Source organism: Chitinibacter sp. ZOR0017 (genome assembly GCF_000799095.1).
GTDB classification, from domain to species: Bacteria; Pseudomonadota; Gammaproteobacteria; order Burkholderiales; family Chitinibacteraceae; genus Chitinibacter; species Chitinibacter tainanensis.
The window spans coordinates 48,124-62,296 of sequence record NZ_JTLG01000034.1; the positions used below are offsets into that span (position 1 = coordinate 48,124).

Consider the following 14,173-nt stretch of genomic DNA (forward strand, 5'->3'; position numbering starts at 1 on the left):
GTATGTTTAATAAAGCCGGTCTCGGTGGCTTGATGAAACAAGCCCAGCAAATGCAGGAAAACATGAAAAAGGCCCAAGATGAGCTGGCCACCGTTGAGGTGGAAGGCCAATCTGGCGCGGGCCTGGTGAAAATCACCATGACCTGCGCCAATGTGGTGAAGCGTGTGGCCATCGACGACAGCCTGCTGAGCGACGATAAAGACATGCTGGAAGACCTGATCGCCGCCGCCTTCAACGACGCGCTGCGCAAAGCCGAAAGCACCAGCCAAGAGCGCATGGCGGGGCTGACAGCCGGCCTACCGCTGCCACCGGGCTTTAAAATGCCATTCTAAGCGCTATACCGCGGCGCTGATCTGGGGCCCATCACTGGGCGCCAGATCATACTCACCACCTGTATCTCCCTCTAAGCCTTGATTTTAATATCTTCATAGGCAATACCCCATGAGTACACCTCGCTCACTGGCGAATCTCATCGACGCCTTGCGCGTTTTACCCGGCGTTGGCCCCAAATCAGCAACCCGGATGGCCTTTCATCTGGTGCAGCGTGATCAGCACGGCGCAGGCCAATTGGCCCAAGCGCTGATGGAAGCCTTGGGCACGCTCAAGCATTGCCGCCAGTGCAATACCTTTACCGAAGCCGAGATTTGCGATATTTGCGCGGACGAGCAGCGCAATCAGGCCCAGCTGTGCGTGGTGGAAATGCCCACCGATTTACTCTCGATCGAGCACACCCGCAGCTATGAAGGCCTGTATTTTGTGCTGATGGGGCGCTTATCGCCGCTCGATGGCATTGGCCCGAAAGACATCGCCCTGCAACAGCTGTTGCAACGCGCCAGCGATGGCATTATCGAAGAAGTCATTCTCGCTACTAATTTCACTACCGAGGGTGAAGCCACCGCTCACTATCTGGCCGAGATGTTGCGCGCCCGCGGCCTGAAAGTCAGCCGCATTGCTCGCGGCCTCCCGGTAGGGGGCGAACTGGAGCATGCCGATCCTGGCACACTGGCACAGGCCGTGATTGAGCGGCGTGGGCTGTAGCCTTATACTGGTTCAAACTGACTCGCCCCGGAGCGCCCGATGTCACCCGAAGTAAAATGGTGGTTTTTGCACGGCCTCTTGCCCACGCTGGTGGTGCTCTCTTTTGTCGGCACGATTGCTTATATGTTTGCCGCAGCCGTGGTACATGGCTATCTGAAAGAGCATTATCACGATGCCTTGCCGCAGCGGGTGGATGTGTTCATGTCTGATTACGAAGCGGCCGGTGGCTTTATCGCCGGCACCTGGTATGCCTATCGCACTGGCGCTTACAAGCGCATCGAAAGCCGCTTCTGGCGCAGTTTTTTTATTGGCACGCAAATGCTGGGCGGCATTAGCCTTCTGAGTGTCGTGGCTTTGTGCGCGAGCTTTCTATTCTGGCCACGTTAATCCCGTGCCAGCTGGGCCAGCAGCGCTTCAACGTTGACTTCATCACACTGCGCCGCGGTGAGAAACTTCGCTGCATAATCCTGCCACACGCGGCTAAGCAAAAAGATCTTCAATAGCTCGGCATCCACATGCTGCTCTAGCGCCATGCGCGTCAGGATCTGCAAAGCGGTTGAGAGCTTCATGCCATCTTTATACGGCCGATCGCGCGCGGTAAGTGCCTCAAACACATCGGCAATCCCCATAATCCGCGCTTGCACGCTCATTTGTTCGCGTTTGAGCCCCTTGGGGTAGCCGCGCCCATCCATCCGCTCATGGTGGCCACCGGCGTATTCGGGCACGTTTTGCAGATGCGCGGGCCACGGTAACGATTCCAGCATCTGGATCGTGACTTCGATATGCCGATTGATAATGTCGCGCTCGGCCGCGGTCAGCGTTCCTTTGCGAATGGCGAGGTTTTCCAGCTCATCCGTACTTAAAAATGGCTGTGCGGCTTGGCCGTGCGGCGTCCAGCTGCGTGCCGCGATCTGATCTAGCCGCGCCAAATCAGCCTCGGCCATGGCTTCGCCACCATGATTAATCGTGCGCAAAAACTCGCGCTCACTCAGCAAAGTGGCCTGCTCAGCACTGAACTGCGCCGGTGACAGATCGCCGCGCAAATAGCTAATTTCCAGATCACGCAGCAAGACCTCAAACCGGGTATCGAGCAAGGCAATACGATCAAAGATCGTTTGCAGCTTGGTGGCTTTATCCACCACATGCACCGGCGTGGTGATCTTGCCGCAGTCATGCAATAGCCCGGCAATTTTCAGCTCATAGCGATCATGTTCATTCAGCCGAAACTCGGCCAGCTCGCCTTCGCCATAGGCACTCACCGCCTCGGCCAGCATCATGGTGAGCTCGGGCACACGCTGACAATGCCCGCCGGTGTAAGGCGATTTATCATCAATCGCCAAGTTGATCAGCTTGATAAATGATTCAAACAGCTCTTGCAAAGACAGCACCAAGCGCCGGTTGGTCAGGGCAATCGCCGCTTGCGAAGCCAGCGATTCCACCAGCTGCTGATCCTGGCTGGTAAAGGCCTCAATCTGATGTTGCTCACTAATCGCGTTGATGAGCTGCAATACCCCGATCACCCGCCCTTCATGGTCACGCATCGGTACGGCCAGAAATGACTTAGAGTGATAGCCCGAATGCTGATCAAAGCGCCGCGTGCCGGAAAAATCATACTGCGCATCGGCATAGGCATCGGCAATATTGATGGTGCAGTTTTGGTTCACCGCACAAGCGACCACATTGGCCAGATTCGGCCGGCCATCGGCTAGCTGCAGCGGCACCGGCGGTAGCTTGATTGGCACGCCACTGGTGCCGCCTTGGGCAAGCCCCAGGCTGGTATTGAGCAGAATTTTGAAATGCAGGGCTTTGTCTTTCACCAGATAAAGGGTGCCGGCATCGGCGCGCACCAGATCCGTGGCGGCCACCAGAATGCTCTCAATCAGGCGCTCGACCTGCGTTTCGGCCGACAGTGCAGCGCCAATCGCATTGAGCTTGGCCAGACGCAGATTGAATTCGGCTTCGGTCATCCCCGCATTCCTATTTAATACAGACCTTACGAATTTGCGCCAAGTCGGTATGGCCTTGCAGCACTTTTTCGATGCCATCCTGTTTCAGAGTGCGCATACCTTGCGCCAGCGCACAGGCTAATAATTCCGCCACGCGCGCGCGAGTCTGGATCAGCTGTTTGGCTTGATCCGAGCCCACCAGCAATTCATGGAGGCCAATCCGCCCGGCGTAGCCGCTATCGTGACAGTGACTACACCCCACCGGACGATACAGTTTAAATTCCCCATTGACCGCAAATTGCTGCTGCCATTCAGTGCGCAACTGCTGCTTGCAACCAGGGGTATCGGCCTGCCAGGCAGGCGTAGCAAGGAGTTCATCGCTATACTCTGCCAGCAATTGCTCAATCTCAGCCTCAGTGGGCTGATAAGCTTGTTTGCAATGCGGGCATAAGCGCCGCGCTAGGCGCTGCGCCAAAATACCCAGCAAGGCATCGGCAAAATTAAACGGATCCATCCCCATATCCAGCAGGCGGATCACCGATTCGGGCGCGCTATTGGTGTGCAAAGTAGCCAATACCAAATGCCCAGTGAGCGAAGCCTCAATCCCCACCCCTGCGGTTTCGGCATCGCGCATTTCCCCCACCATAATCACATCGGGGTCGGCCCGTAAAAATGAGCGCATCACCTGTGCGAAAGTCAGCCCGGCTTTGACATTAACCTGCACTTGCCGTAACCCGGCCTGGGTGATTTCAACCGGGTCTTCGGCAGTCCAGATTTTGGTTTCGGGTGTATTCAGGTATTTGAGCACCGAATGCAGGGTGGTGGTTTTACCCGAGCCAGTGGGGCCGCACACGAAAAACAGGCCATAGGGCTTATCGATCACCGCTTTAAGCTGTTGCAGATTGCGACCAGAGAGCGCCAGCTTTTCCAGCGGCAAAGGCTCGCCCGCGGCTAAAATCCGCAAGACAACATCTTCCAAGCCGCCCGCGGTAGGCACTGTCGCCACCCGTAGCTCAATATCCAGCTCGGGTACATATTTTTTGAATTTGATCTTGCCATCTTGCGGCTTACGCCGCTCGCTGATGTCCAGATCACACATGATTTTCAGCCGGGTTACCAGCGGATTGCGATACGCAGCGGGGATTTCACGGTACAGCACCAGCTGACCATCGCGGCGAAAGCGCACCCGGGTTTTGGCCTGCCCCGGATAGGGCTCGATATGGATATCCGAGGCTTTTTGCTGATAAGCATCGACGATAATCTGATTCACCAGCCGCACTACTTCATTGTCTTGCGCGGCGCTCATTTCATCGGCCGCGGTAGGAATACTCTCTTCCTCTACCGCCATATCACTGAGCAGGGCATCAATATTGCCGCCCTGCCACTGGCCGAAAAATTGCTCCAGCGTTTGGGCAAACTCAAGGCGGGTGGTAACTCGCAGCTGCACTTTGTTGCCATACAGGGCCAAGGCCGGGCCGCTGCGAACGCGCTCGGGATCGGTACAGAGAATCAGCACCAAGCCATCAGCTTCATCCAGTGGCAACCATTGTTGTTCAGCCAGATATTCGCGCTTGAGGTTTTTTAAGAGATTGAGTGGCTTGAGGCGATCGGCACGAAATGGCTCATAGGGCTGAGCGTAAAATAGCGCCAACGATGCCCCGATTTGCGCCGCAGTGATACCGTAGCCCGTCAGCAACACTTGCTCGATATCCTGCTGTTTTTTCTGTGCTTCTCGCTGCGCCACCTGCCACGCCGCGGGCGAAAGTGCGCCACTGGCCAATAACTGATGGTATTTATGCTGTGGCACAAAGGGATAAGCCGAGCCCTGCCGCTGCCGAAAAGCCACCGCCAACGTTTTGGCCAGTAGATCAATCCCCTCCAGCATGGGCGCGGCAAACGGTTGCCCACTGCGGCTATTAATCAACTGAATCACACCCTGCAAGACTCCGTCTTCGGCCTGCATAATTGGCACCACCAGCATCTGGCGGGTGTGAAAACCAGTTTTCTGGTCGACTTGCTGCAAAAACTGCAAGCTAGGCGAATGGGCTTTTAGCTCGGCTTCGTCATACACATCGCGCAGATTAAGCTGTTGTTTGTGATTAGCCACAAAGCCGGCAATGCTGCGATCATTGATTGGAATGCGCAGCTCACGTACCCCTTCCAGCCCGGTTTTTACTTTGGCCAGTAGCTCGCGCCCATCCGCCGTGGTGACATACAGAGTCATACGCTCGCATTGGAAAACCGCACAAATCGGGTTGGCGATTTCAGTCAGCAGCTCATCGAGATGGCTGGTGGCATGGATCTGTGTGGTGAGTTGCTGCAGAGCCTGCAGAAAATCGAGGGTATTGCGGTCTGCCGGATGGGTCATCGTGCGACTCGCTAGCCAGAAAAGAAAATCAGAACCGGATGGTTTCGCCCTGCACCAAACCACGAATCGGGTGTTCGTGATCAAGCGCCAGCACTTCCTGCAAAGTAAGCTCACTCTCACCGGGCTTGAGATGAGTGATCAAGACTTCTGCCCCGCCCCGCCAATGCTGCAGTTGCTCCGCCAGCGTGGATGGGCAAAGGTGCTTGGCCGCGGCAGCCAGTGCATGTTCTTTGTTAGAAAATGCAGTCTCGATTATCAAGGCTTTCAGCGGATCGATTTGATTGACGGCAGCCCAGAACGCCTCACTGGCCACGGTATCCCCACTGAACACCAGCGAGGAGTCAGCCGATTCCAGCTGAAACGCCACCGCCGGAATGGTATGCAAGGCCGGTAAAGGCGTAACGGTTACCGCCCCAATGGTACGGCGCTCGCCAAGTTCATGCGCTACAAACACCAGGCTGGGGTTTTCAGCTGATGGGATTTGCGAGAAGTCCGGCCAGATCAGCCAATTGAAAATATGGGTTTTGAGTAGCTCGATGGTCACCGCGGTGGCATGCACATACACCGGCGTAGTGCGCATGCCGACGATGGCATCTAGCAAAAGCGGCAAGCAGGCAATGTGATCAAGATGCGCATGTGTCACAAACACATGATCAATCGCCTGTAGCTGGGCAAGCGATAAATCGCCCACCCCAGTGCCCGCATCAATCAGAATATGCTGGTTGAGCAAAAACGAGGTAGTGCGATTTTGGCCGCCGATACCCCCGCTGCAGCCCAAAATGGTTAGCTGACAGCTCATCGCTCAACGAAAGAAAAAAGCCATGCGCACGCCCAAGATCTCGATCAGATCTTCTTCGGCGAGCAAATGGGGTTTATCAGAGATTTCGCGCGAATTGACCATCGGGCGCTGATCACCCTCGACATGCGCGATGTAGTAGCCATTGTCACGTTTGCGAAACGCCACGACCTGCACGCCCGCTTTGCCCAGCGTCGTCAGGGGTTTATTAAGCAGTAACTCTTTGCCTGCGTTTTGGCCGGTTAGAATGCGGATTACTGCTTCTGGCCCGGTTTCGGTCTCTGTAGCAACAGTCGCAGCCTTGGTACTGGCAGCTGGTGCAGGCGTTACCACGGGGCTCGCTTGCATCACCATGGTTTTTTCAAATTCGGCTTGTTTGGCTGCCGCGGCCGGCTCACGCCAGAATGTAATTTTGTAGCGCCCAATGGCGATCTCATCACCATTCTTGAGCGGATGCCGACGGGTAATGGCCTCGCCATTGAGCAAAGTACCATTGGTGCTATTCAGATCATCAATGAAATAAAGCTGCCCGACGACTTCCACCGCGGCGTGATCACCTGAAACGGCAAGGTTATCAATCTGGATATCATTGTGCGGCCGCCGACCAATGGTCGTGCGTGAACGGGTCAGGCGAAATTCCTTAACCAGATTGCCATCGAGGCTTAGCAATAGTTTTGCCATGTGCGCCTATCCTATCCACTCTTGCCGTTGCTGCCCAACCAGCCGGTAAATTTATTCCAAATGCCGCTTTCTACCGCGAACGCTTGATTTATTTTGACCAACACCACCGAAACATTGTCGCGACCGCCCTCGGCGTTGGCCTGTTCGATCAGGGTATCAGTTGCCTGTGACAAATTGTCAGCGTAAATACTGATCAACTGCTCAATGGCGGCATCTTCGAGCATATCGCTTAAGCCATCCGAGCAAAAGAGATACACGTCACCGGGCTCCACTGCATATTCGTGCAACTCGGTATGCACGGCGGAATTAATCCCCACCGCCCGGGTCACCAGATTTTTATAGGGCGCAAAACGGGCTTCCTCGACGCTAACTAGGCCGGCGTCGATCTGCTCCTGCAAAAATGAATGGTCTTTGGTCAATTGTTCGAGCTTTGTATCACGGAGCCGATAGGCCCGTGAATCGCCCACATGGGCAATTGCCAAACAGTTATTGTAGAAAAGCGCACTCACCAGCGTTGTCCCCATCCCGGCGCACTGCGCGTGTTCCTGCGCGGTTTGGTAAATCAGGCTATTGGCCCGATCGATCGCCAGCATCAACATTTCGTGCGCCACTGGCCACAGGCTACCGGCGGTTTTAACATGCGCTGGTGTAGCAGCCATTTGAGCCCGCATCATTTCTGCGACCACTTGCGTCGCAATTCCACTGGCAACCTCACCGGCGTTATAGCCGCCCATACCATCGGCCAAGACAACAAGGCCCAGATCGGGCTCGAACAGAATGGCGTCTTCATTATGATCACGCACGCGACCGGTATCGGTCTTGCCGCTCATTTCAAGCGCGGCCGTCAGACTTTGCATTCGCCGCTCCTTTGATGGCGTTTTCCAGTTTGATTAACACGGCGGCCATTTTGGCGCCGGTTTGAAAGCGGGCGTTCACGTCCTTCTCCAAGGCCTTAAGGATGATCTTTACCACCACCTCGGGCAATTTAGGGTTGTACTGCCGCGGATCGGTCGGCGGCTGCTGGGTAATTCGATACATTAACTCAGCCATCGAATCCCCGGTAAATGGTAAGTAGCCGGTCAGCAATTGATACAACATCACGCCCAGCGAAAATAAATCCGAGCGGCCATCAATATGCTGGCCAGCCAGTTGCTCCGGCGACATAAATGATGGCGTTCCCAGCACCATACCGGTTTTGGTTTTGGATGAATCGGTAATCCGGGCGATACCGAAATCGGTTACCTTCACCACTTTATTGCGCCGGTCATACATTACATTGGCGGGTTTGATATCACGATGCACTACTCCCTGCGCATGGGCGTAATCCAGCGCTTCGGCCACTTGGCGCACAATCGTTACCGCTTCCAGCACTGGCAAAAGATGCCCGGCTCGCGCATAGGGGGTGAGATCTTCGCCATGCAAAAACTCCATCGCGATATAGGCGAGATCATGCGCTTCGCCAGCATCGAAGATCGTCACGATATTGGGGTGATTTAAGCGGCCCGCAGTCTCGGCTTCGCGGAAAAACCGTTGCCGGGCTTCATCGAGCATATCGGCTTCAAATTCTTGCGACAGTGCCATGGTTTTGATGGCCACAACCCGGGCGATTTTCGGGTCTTTGCCTTGATACACCACGCCCATCGCGCCTTTGCCCAGTTCTTTTTCCAGCTCGTAACGCCCCAGCATCGGCTTGACCACTTCGCCACCCAGCATAATCTGGGTGCCACCAGCCTGCCCGGCACCCAGCAATACAGTCTCAGACATCTGCTTGGCCACTTTCATTTTCTCGGCCAGATCGCGAAAGCCAGGGTCATACTCATGCAGCAGCCGGTAAATGCTTTCAGCCTTGTTAAATTGCCGCTGCCGTTCAAAATCAAGCGCCAAGTTGTACATTACCTCGAGCATGCCCGCATCTAGCGGCACGCGGCGCAGCTTATCGTAGGCCATATCCAGCTGCCCCTGGTTTTGCAGCGCCAGCCCCAACATCCGGTTGGATTCAGCCGATTCGGCGCTGGATTTTTCTTCTTTGGCTTCGGTAAGCAAAAAGCGCTTGGTGGTCAGCGCCAAATGCCCTAACAGCAGTAGGCACAAGGGCGCCATCAGCGGCAACCACAGCATGCCCCAGCGCAGCAGCACGTATTCCGTCAATAACAGCGCGAGCACCAAGCCCGAGGTAGTCAGCGCCCCCGCGCGGGCTTTCAGCCGCGGCAATAGCAGCACCAGATACACCGCCACCAGCCCGACCATGGCCATACTGAGATAGCCGGCCCAAGCCGGCACACGATACAGATGCTGTTCCAGCAAAGCGGAGAGCACCTGCCCAGTCATTTCCACCGGCGAGGTCGTCGCCGTTACAGGAGTGCTGACGGTGTCGCCGATTCCCGCAGCAGTAACTCCAATCAGAACGATCTTGCCCTGATATTTACTGGCCGGAATTTTCTCCGCCAGCACGTCATAAAACGAGTCAACCGCCAATGCGGGCGTTGTGCCACGCTCGGCATAAAAATGTGGGTAAATCTGCCCTTCCTGGCTGGTACTGATGCGCTGTGTGCCAATGCGGAGCGCCTGCCCGAATTCCAGCTGCATATCGCGGAGCGCCACATGTTGGCTGGCGGCCAGCACCTGACTAAAAAAGCTCGGATAAATCGCGTCGTAATACAGTACGGCCAGCGGCACCGCCCGCAGCACCCCATCGGTATCCAGATCAAATACCAGTGGTGCTACCTGCCGCGCTGCAGCCCCAATCTGCCCTACGGGTAAGACGGGCTCAATCACCGAGCGCGGCTGACCATGGCCAATCTCGCCGCTCGCCTCGATTTCGTTGCGGGCAAAAAAATCGGGGAGCTCGGCCGCCGGGTTGCCGGCGCGGCTACCAAAACTAAAGAACATCGGCAGCGTGACATTGCCGGCTTTAGTCAGCGCAGTGGCCAGTACACCATCGGCATTCAGTTGCCCCACCATCTGTCCCAACTGCGTGGCGAATTCTGCCGGATAGGCGGCGGGGTTTTCCTGCACTTGCTGCTGCAGTTCTTGCAAAAACCGCAGCCCGCGTTCGGTTTGTGGCTCGGTAAAAAAGACGGTAGACACAATCTGCTCGGCACCGCCCGCCTGCAGTTTTTCGATGAGGCGAGCGTGAATATCCCGCGACCACGGCCAACGGCCCAGATTATCCAGGCTAGTTTGGTCGATCCCGATAATGGCGATGCGTGCAGAGGGCGTGCGCTCGATCCAGCGCAGGCTTTGGTCGTAGGCCTTGCTTTCTAGCTCACGCACCAGCGGCGTGGCCTGCCATAGTAAGACAAACAGCACCACCACTGCCAGGGCCACCGCCCAATCGCTCCGCCACCGCAGTCGTTTCATTGGCCCACTTCCCATCTCCGAACATGACCGGCGGCCATGCTAGCATTGATTATGGTTTTCCCGTACAACAGCCCTCACATCACCCAAGCCAAGACCGCCAACCACGCTTAGGGAATATCGGCATACGCCATCCGGCGCTGAATAATCGCGGTTTTGCGCAACAAGCGCCGATCGCTGCGGTTTTTGTCGTAATAGCGCGGATTGGTCACCATCGAGGCCAATTTGGCCGCCTGCCCCGCGCCGAGGCGCTTGGCACTGGTTTTATAGTAGTGCCGCGCCGCCGCTTCAGCACCAAATACCCCGTCACCCCACTCAATCACATTCAGATACACCTCAAAGATCCGCTGTTTATCCCAGCAGGCTTCGATCATCACGGTGAGAATGGCTTCCTGCACTTTGCGTAAGGGGTTACGGCTCGAGGAAAGAAACAGATTTTTAGCCAGCTGCTGGCTGATGGTCGACCCGCCCGCCACGATGCGGCCTTTTTGCAGGTTTTTCTCCCACGCCGCCTGCATGCCTTCCCAATCAAATCCTTCGTGATTGAGAAATTTCGCGTCTTCCGCCGCCACCACCGCGCGCTTTAGGTTTGGGGAAATCTGCGCATAATCGACCCAAGTAAATTTGAGCTCGGCAGCGGGGTCTTGCGCCTGCAGGCGTTCTAGCTGCTCGGCCATAAAGGCGGTCTGGCCGGGGTTAATCCAGCGCCAGGCCACAATCTGCGCCAGCATCCAGGCATTCCACAGTAGCAACAACAGCAGCAGACAGGCTACCGCCCGCCCTAGCCAGCCCATCACACCCACTTTCCCTTTGGCCATACTTCCCTACAGTATTCTTCTACAAATCAATCAAGATAATATTTACAACCACATACCCTAGGCTATCTGCCGTAGTTGCGCTAACACAGGGGCGACATCCGGGCGCAAGCCGGTCCAGAGGGCAAAGGCCTCTGCCGCCTGCCCGACTAGCATGCCCAAGCCATCCACTCGTTGCGCCACGCCGGCTTCGCGCGCCTGGGCAAGAAAGGGTGTTTCCTCCTTGCCATACATCATGTCGTAGGCCAGTGCATTGGGTGCAAACACCGTAGGGGCAATCGGCAAACGCTCACCGCCCAGACTGGCGGAAGTGGCATTAATAATCAGATCAAACTCGCCGACCAACTCAGTAAATGTACTGACCGCGATCGCAATCGCGCTGGTGGGCTGAAAATGCGCCTGCAGGGCCTCTGCCTTAGCCAAAGTGCGATTGGCAATGGTAAGCGAATGCGGTTGCTGCTCCAGTAGAGGGAGTATCACGCCACGGGCCGCGCCACCGGCGCCCAGCAGCAAGATACGCCGCCCCCGTATGCTGATATGCCGCAAAATATCCGCTACCAAGCCCGCGCCATCGGTGTTGTCCCCCAGCCAGCGATTACCGCCCAGATACTGCAAGGTATTCACCGCGCCGGCGGCTTTCGCCCGTGGTGTCAGTTCGCTGGCCAGCGCAAAGGCCTCCTCTTTAAACGGCACGGTAACATTCGCACCCTGCCCCCCTTGTGCTGCAAATTGCTGCAAGCTGGTGGCAAATCCATCCAGTGGTGCCAGCAAGCGGTCATACTCAAAGCTAGCTAGCGCTGGCTCAGCGGAAAACTGGGCGGCAAAAGCCGCATGAATTATCGGCGATTTGGAATGCGCAATCGGATGGCCGATTACCACGTGCGAAGGCAGCTGGGACATGATTTTTCCAGATTGGATGAAGCCATGCCCCACCCAGATTGAAGCAAATAAAAATTCAACTCAAAACACAGCAGCGGCCATTGCTGGCCGCACAGAGAGCTTAGCGGCGCGTTTCAGCCTTGCTGCCACGGCAAGCCGGCCACTTTCCAGCCATTCACCGTGCCGCGATGGGCAGCAGCATCTTTATCGCCCTCAAAGCCTTCCAGAATATTCATAGCCGCCGTGTAGCCATGCTGTGCAGCCAAGAGCGCGGAATCGTGCGAACGCGCACCGGAACGGCACAAAAACATCACCACTTGCTCGGGATCGACTTTGGTTTTCAGTTGGGTGAGGAAATTCGGGTTCGCCGCCATGCCAGGGTAGGATTTCCACTCAATCAGCTCGGCATTCGGGACGACGCCGACCCATTGCCATTCAGCATGCGTGCGCACGTCGACAATCACCGCCCCGGGCAGGGTTTGTGCCAGTTGCCAGGCCTCTGCCGGGGTTACCGCACCGGCATAAGGTAAACCCTGGGCAGCCGCTCTGGCTTGGGCCTGTTGCAGAATGTCATTGGCTTGGCTCATCGTCACGTCTCCGTCATCAAGTGCCATTGATTATATTCGCAAACCGTAAAGCACCAACAGCAGCGCCACTCATCAGTGCAAACGCACCATTTCAGTGCAATATTTGTCTACGCGCACCAAAATAATCAGCACGTGCAAATGTGCGCGGAGCAAAACACTTGTGGCACAATAGCTGGAAGACGTTACTTCGCTTGGCACGGTTTATGCTTACTCATCTGCCGTCCCGTGCGCAAAAACGCACACTACAACTTCACTTGATTCACTGTCCCAACTAGGAGCGACAACATGGCTGTAGCCGACGTTCTCAAGCTTATTAAAGACAACGACATCCGTTTCGTTGATCTGCGCTTCACCGACACTATCGGTAAAGAGCAGCACGTAACCGTTCCTTCTCACGTAGTTGACGAAGAGTGGTTTGAAAACGGTCACGCGTTCGATGGCTCTTCTATCGCCGGCTGGAAAGGCATTCAGGCTTCAGACATGCTGTTGATGCCAGATGCATCAACTGCCAAGATCGATCCTTTCTTCGACGAACCAACCGTGTTCATCACTTGTGACGTACTGGAGCCAGCAACTGGTAAAGGTTACGACCGTGATCCACGCTCTCTGGCCAAACGTGCTGAAGCCTATCTGAAAACTTCAGGTATCGGTGACACTGCATTCTTCGGTCCAGAGCCAGAATTCTTCATCTTTGACAGCATCCGTTGGAACACGGACATGTCAGGTACTTTCGTGAAGATCGGTTCAGACGAAGGCGCTTGGGCAACTGCTGACAAAACTCAAGGCGGCAATCTGGGCCACCGTCCACGCGTGAAAGGCGGCTACTTCCCAGTGCCACCAGTAGACAGCCACCAAGACATCCGTGCCACTATGGTACTGGTGCTGGAAGAGCTGGGCGTACCAGTTGAAGTATTCCACCACGAAGTAGCGAATGCAGGTCAGAACGAGATCGGTACTAAATTCTCGACCCTGACTCAACGTGCTGACTGGACTCAGATCCTGAAATACGTAGTGCACAACGTTGCTCACCAATACGGCAAAACTGCAACCTTCATGCCAAAACCAGTGGTTGGCGACAATGGTTCAGGTATGCACGTTCACCAGTCAATCTGGAAAGATGGCAAAAACCTGTTTGCAGGCAACGGCTACGCAGGCCTGTCTGAAACTGCCCTGTACTACATCGGCGGTATCATCAAGCACGCTAAAGCACTGAACGCGATCACCAACCCAGGTACTAACTCGTACCGTCGTCTGGTTCCGCACTTCGAAGCCCCAGTAAAACTGGCTTACTCTGCGAAAAACCGTTCAGCGTCAATCCGTATCCCTCACGTTTCTAGCGACAAAGGTCGTCGTATCGAAGCGCGCTTCCCAGATCCATTGGCTAACCCATACCTGTGTTTCGCAGCGCTGCTGATGGCCGGTTTGGATGGTATCCAGAACAAGATCCACCCAGGCGATCCAGCAGACAAAAACCTGTATGACCTGCCACCAGAAGAAGACAAACTGATCCCAACCGTTTGTGCTTCTCTGGACGAAGCTCTGGCGGCACTGGATGCAGACCGCGAGTTCCTGACTCGTGGCGGCGTATTCACCGACGAGTGGATCGACGCGTACATCGAACTGAAGATGAACGACGTAAACCGCACTCGCATGAACGTGCATCCAGTTGAGTTCGATATGTACTACTCGCTGTAATCAATTTCGGC

13 protein-coding genes are annotated in these 14,173 nt (G+C 55.7%); 4 read left to right on the plus strand and 9 right to left on the minus strand.

Annotated features, from left to right (window positions below; all coding sequences use genetic code 11):
• The first annotated feature begins 2 nt into the window (after positions 1 to 2).
• From L991_RS11305 to L991_RS11315, 3 genes are all read left to right on the plus strand, one after another.
• Positions 3 to 332, plus strand: a complete 330-nt coding sequence (locus L991_RS11305) for a YbaB/EbfC family nucleoid-associated protein (RefSeq protein ID WP_028448764.1) — start codon at positions 3 to 5, stop codon at positions 330 to 332.
• Between the two features lie 109 nt (positions 333 to 441).
• Positions 442 to 1,038 carry a recombination mediator RecR gene (gene recR, locus L991_RS11310; RefSeq protein WP_047395412.1) on the plus strand — a complete coding sequence of 199 codons (597 nt, stop codon included), beginning with the start codon at positions 442 to 444 and terminating at the stop codon, positions 1,036 to 1,038.
• A gap of 39 nt (positions 1,039 to 1,077) precedes the next feature.
• Positions 1,078 to 1,425, plus strand: a complete 348-nt coding sequence (locus tag L991_RS11315; protein WP_047395416.1) for a hypothetical protein — start codon at positions 1,078 to 1,080, stop codon at positions 1,423 to 1,425.
• Here L991_RS11315 and L991_RS11320 read toward each other — a convergent pair.
• From L991_RS11320 to L991_RS11360, 9 genes are all read right to left on the minus strand, one after another.
• Complete coding sequence (locus tag L991_RS11320) at positions 1,422 to 3,005, minus strand: HD domain-containing phosphohydrolase (protein ID WP_047395418.1); 1,584 nt, start codon at positions 3,003 to 3,005, stop codon at positions 1,422 to 1,424. The two genes, L991_RS11315 and L991_RS11320, sit on opposite strands and share 4 nt — an antisense overlap.
• Positions 3,006 to 3,015: 10 nt before the next feature.
• The gene (locus tag L991_RS11325; protein WP_047395421.1) at positions 3,016 to 5,352 is read right to left on the minus strand and encodes a GspE/PulE family protein; all 2,337 of its coding nucleotides are present in this window, start codon (positions 5,350 to 5,352) and stop codon (positions 3,016 to 3,018) included.
• Between the two features lie 28 nt (positions 5,353 to 5,380).
• Complete coding sequence (locus tag L991_RS11330; RefSeq protein WP_047395424.1) at positions 5,381 to 6,151, minus strand: 3',5'-cyclic-nucleotide phosphodiesterase; 771 nt, start codon at positions 6,149 to 6,151, stop codon at positions 5,381 to 5,383.
• Between the two features lie 3 nt (positions 6,152 to 6,154).
• On the minus strand, positions 6,155 to 6,829 hold the full coding sequence (locus tag L991_RS11335; RefSeq protein WP_047395427.1) for an FHA domain-containing protein: 675 nt from the start codon (positions 6,827 to 6,829) through the stop codon (positions 6,155 to 6,157).
• Between the two features lie 11 nt (positions 6,830 to 6,840).
• On the minus strand, positions 6,841 to 7,686 hold the full coding sequence (locus L991_RS11340; protein WP_047395430.1) for a Stp1/IreP family PP2C-type Ser/Thr phosphatase: 846 nt from the start codon (positions 7,684 to 7,686) through the stop codon (positions 6,841 to 6,843).
• Positions 7,661 to 10,189 (minus strand): CHASE2 domain-containing serine/threonine-protein kinase, encoded by a 2,529-nt coding sequence (locus L991_RS11345; RefSeq protein WP_047395434.1) that lies wholly within the window; start codon positions 10,187 to 10,189, stop codon positions 7,661 to 7,663. Before L991_RS11345 ends, L991_RS11340 begins: the two co-directional genes overlap by 26 nt.
• A gap of 107 nt (positions 10,190 to 10,296) precedes the next feature.
• Entirely contained in the window at positions 10,297 to 11,004 is a 708-nt protein-coding gene (mtgA, locus tag L991_RS11350) for a monofunctional biosynthetic peptidoglycan transglycosylase (RefSeq protein ID WP_374749647.1), read from the minus strand.
• A gap of 57 nt (positions 11,005 to 11,061) precedes the next feature.
• Entirely contained in the window at positions 11,062 to 11,901 is an 840-nt protein-coding gene (aroE, locus tag L991_RS11355; protein WP_047395436.1) for a shikimate dehydrogenase, read from the minus strand.
• A gap of 113 nt (positions 11,902 to 12,014) precedes the next feature.
• A complete protein-coding gene (locus L991_RS11360) occupies positions 12,015 to 12,467 on the minus strand; it encodes a rhodanese-like domain-containing protein (RefSeq protein ID WP_047395439.1) in 453 nt (150 codons plus the stop codon).
• Between the two features lie 285 nt (positions 12,468 to 12,752).
• Between L991_RS11360 and glnA the strand changes: the two genes are divergently transcribed.
• On the plus strand, positions 12,753 to 14,162 hold the full coding sequence (gene glnA / locus L991_RS11365; protein WP_028448753.1) for a type I glutamate--ammonia ligase: 1,410 nt from the start codon (positions 12,753 to 12,755) through the stop codon (positions 14,160 to 14,162).
• Positions 14,163 to 14,173 lie beyond the last annotated feature (11 nt).

Bases quoted from the DNA above. Each gene is read 5' to 3' on its own strand.
- L991_RS11305 (WP_028448764.1), top strand. From the start codon at position 3: ATGTTTAATAAAGCCGGTCTCGGTGGCTTGATGAAACAAGCCCAGCAA.
- recR (WP_047395412.1), top strand. From the start codon at position 442: ATGAGTACACCTCGCTCACTGGCGAATCTCATCGACGCCTTGCGCGTT.
- L991_RS11315 (WP_047395416.1), top strand. From the start codon at position 1,078: ATGTCACCCGAAGTAAAATGGTGGTTTTTGCACGGCCTCTTGCCCACG.
- L991_RS11320 (WP_047395418.1), bottom strand. From the start codon at position 3,005: ATGACCGAAGCCGAATTCAATCTGCGTCTGGCCAAGCTCAATGCGATT.
- L991_RS11325 (WP_047395421.1), bottom strand. From the start codon at position 5,352: ATGACCCATCCGGCAGACCGCAATACCCTCGATTTTCTGCAGGCTCTG.
- L991_RS11330 (WP_047395424.1), bottom strand. From the start codon at position 6,151: ATGAGCTGTCAGCTAACCATTTTGGGCTGCAGCGGGGGTATCGGCGGC.
- L991_RS11335 (WP_047395427.1), bottom strand. From the start codon at position 6,829: ATGGCAAAACTATTGCTAAGCCTCGATGGCAATCTGGTTAAGGAATTT.
- L991_RS11340 (WP_047395430.1), bottom strand. From the start codon at position 7,686: ATGCAAAGTCTGACGGCCGCGCTTGAAATGAGCGGCAAGACCGATACC.
- L991_RS11345 (WP_047395434.1), bottom strand. From the start codon at position 10,189: ATGAAACGACTGCGGTGGCGGAGCGATTGGGCGGTGGCCCTGGCAGTG.
- mtgA (WP_374749647.1), bottom strand. From the start codon at position 11,004: ATGGCCAAAGGGAAAGTGGGTGTGATGGGCTGGCTAGGGCGGGCGGTA.
- aroE (WP_047395436.1), bottom strand. From the start codon at position 11,901: ATGTCCCAGCTGCCTTCGCACGTGGTAATCGGCCATCCGATTGCGCAT.
- L991_RS11360 (WP_047395439.1), bottom strand. From the start codon at position 12,467: ATGAGCCAAGCCAATGACATTCTGCAACAGGCCCAAGCCAGAGCGGCT.
- glnA (WP_028448753.1), top strand. From the start codon at position 12,753: ATGGCTGTAGCCGACGTTCTCAAGCTTATTAAAGACAACGACATCCGT.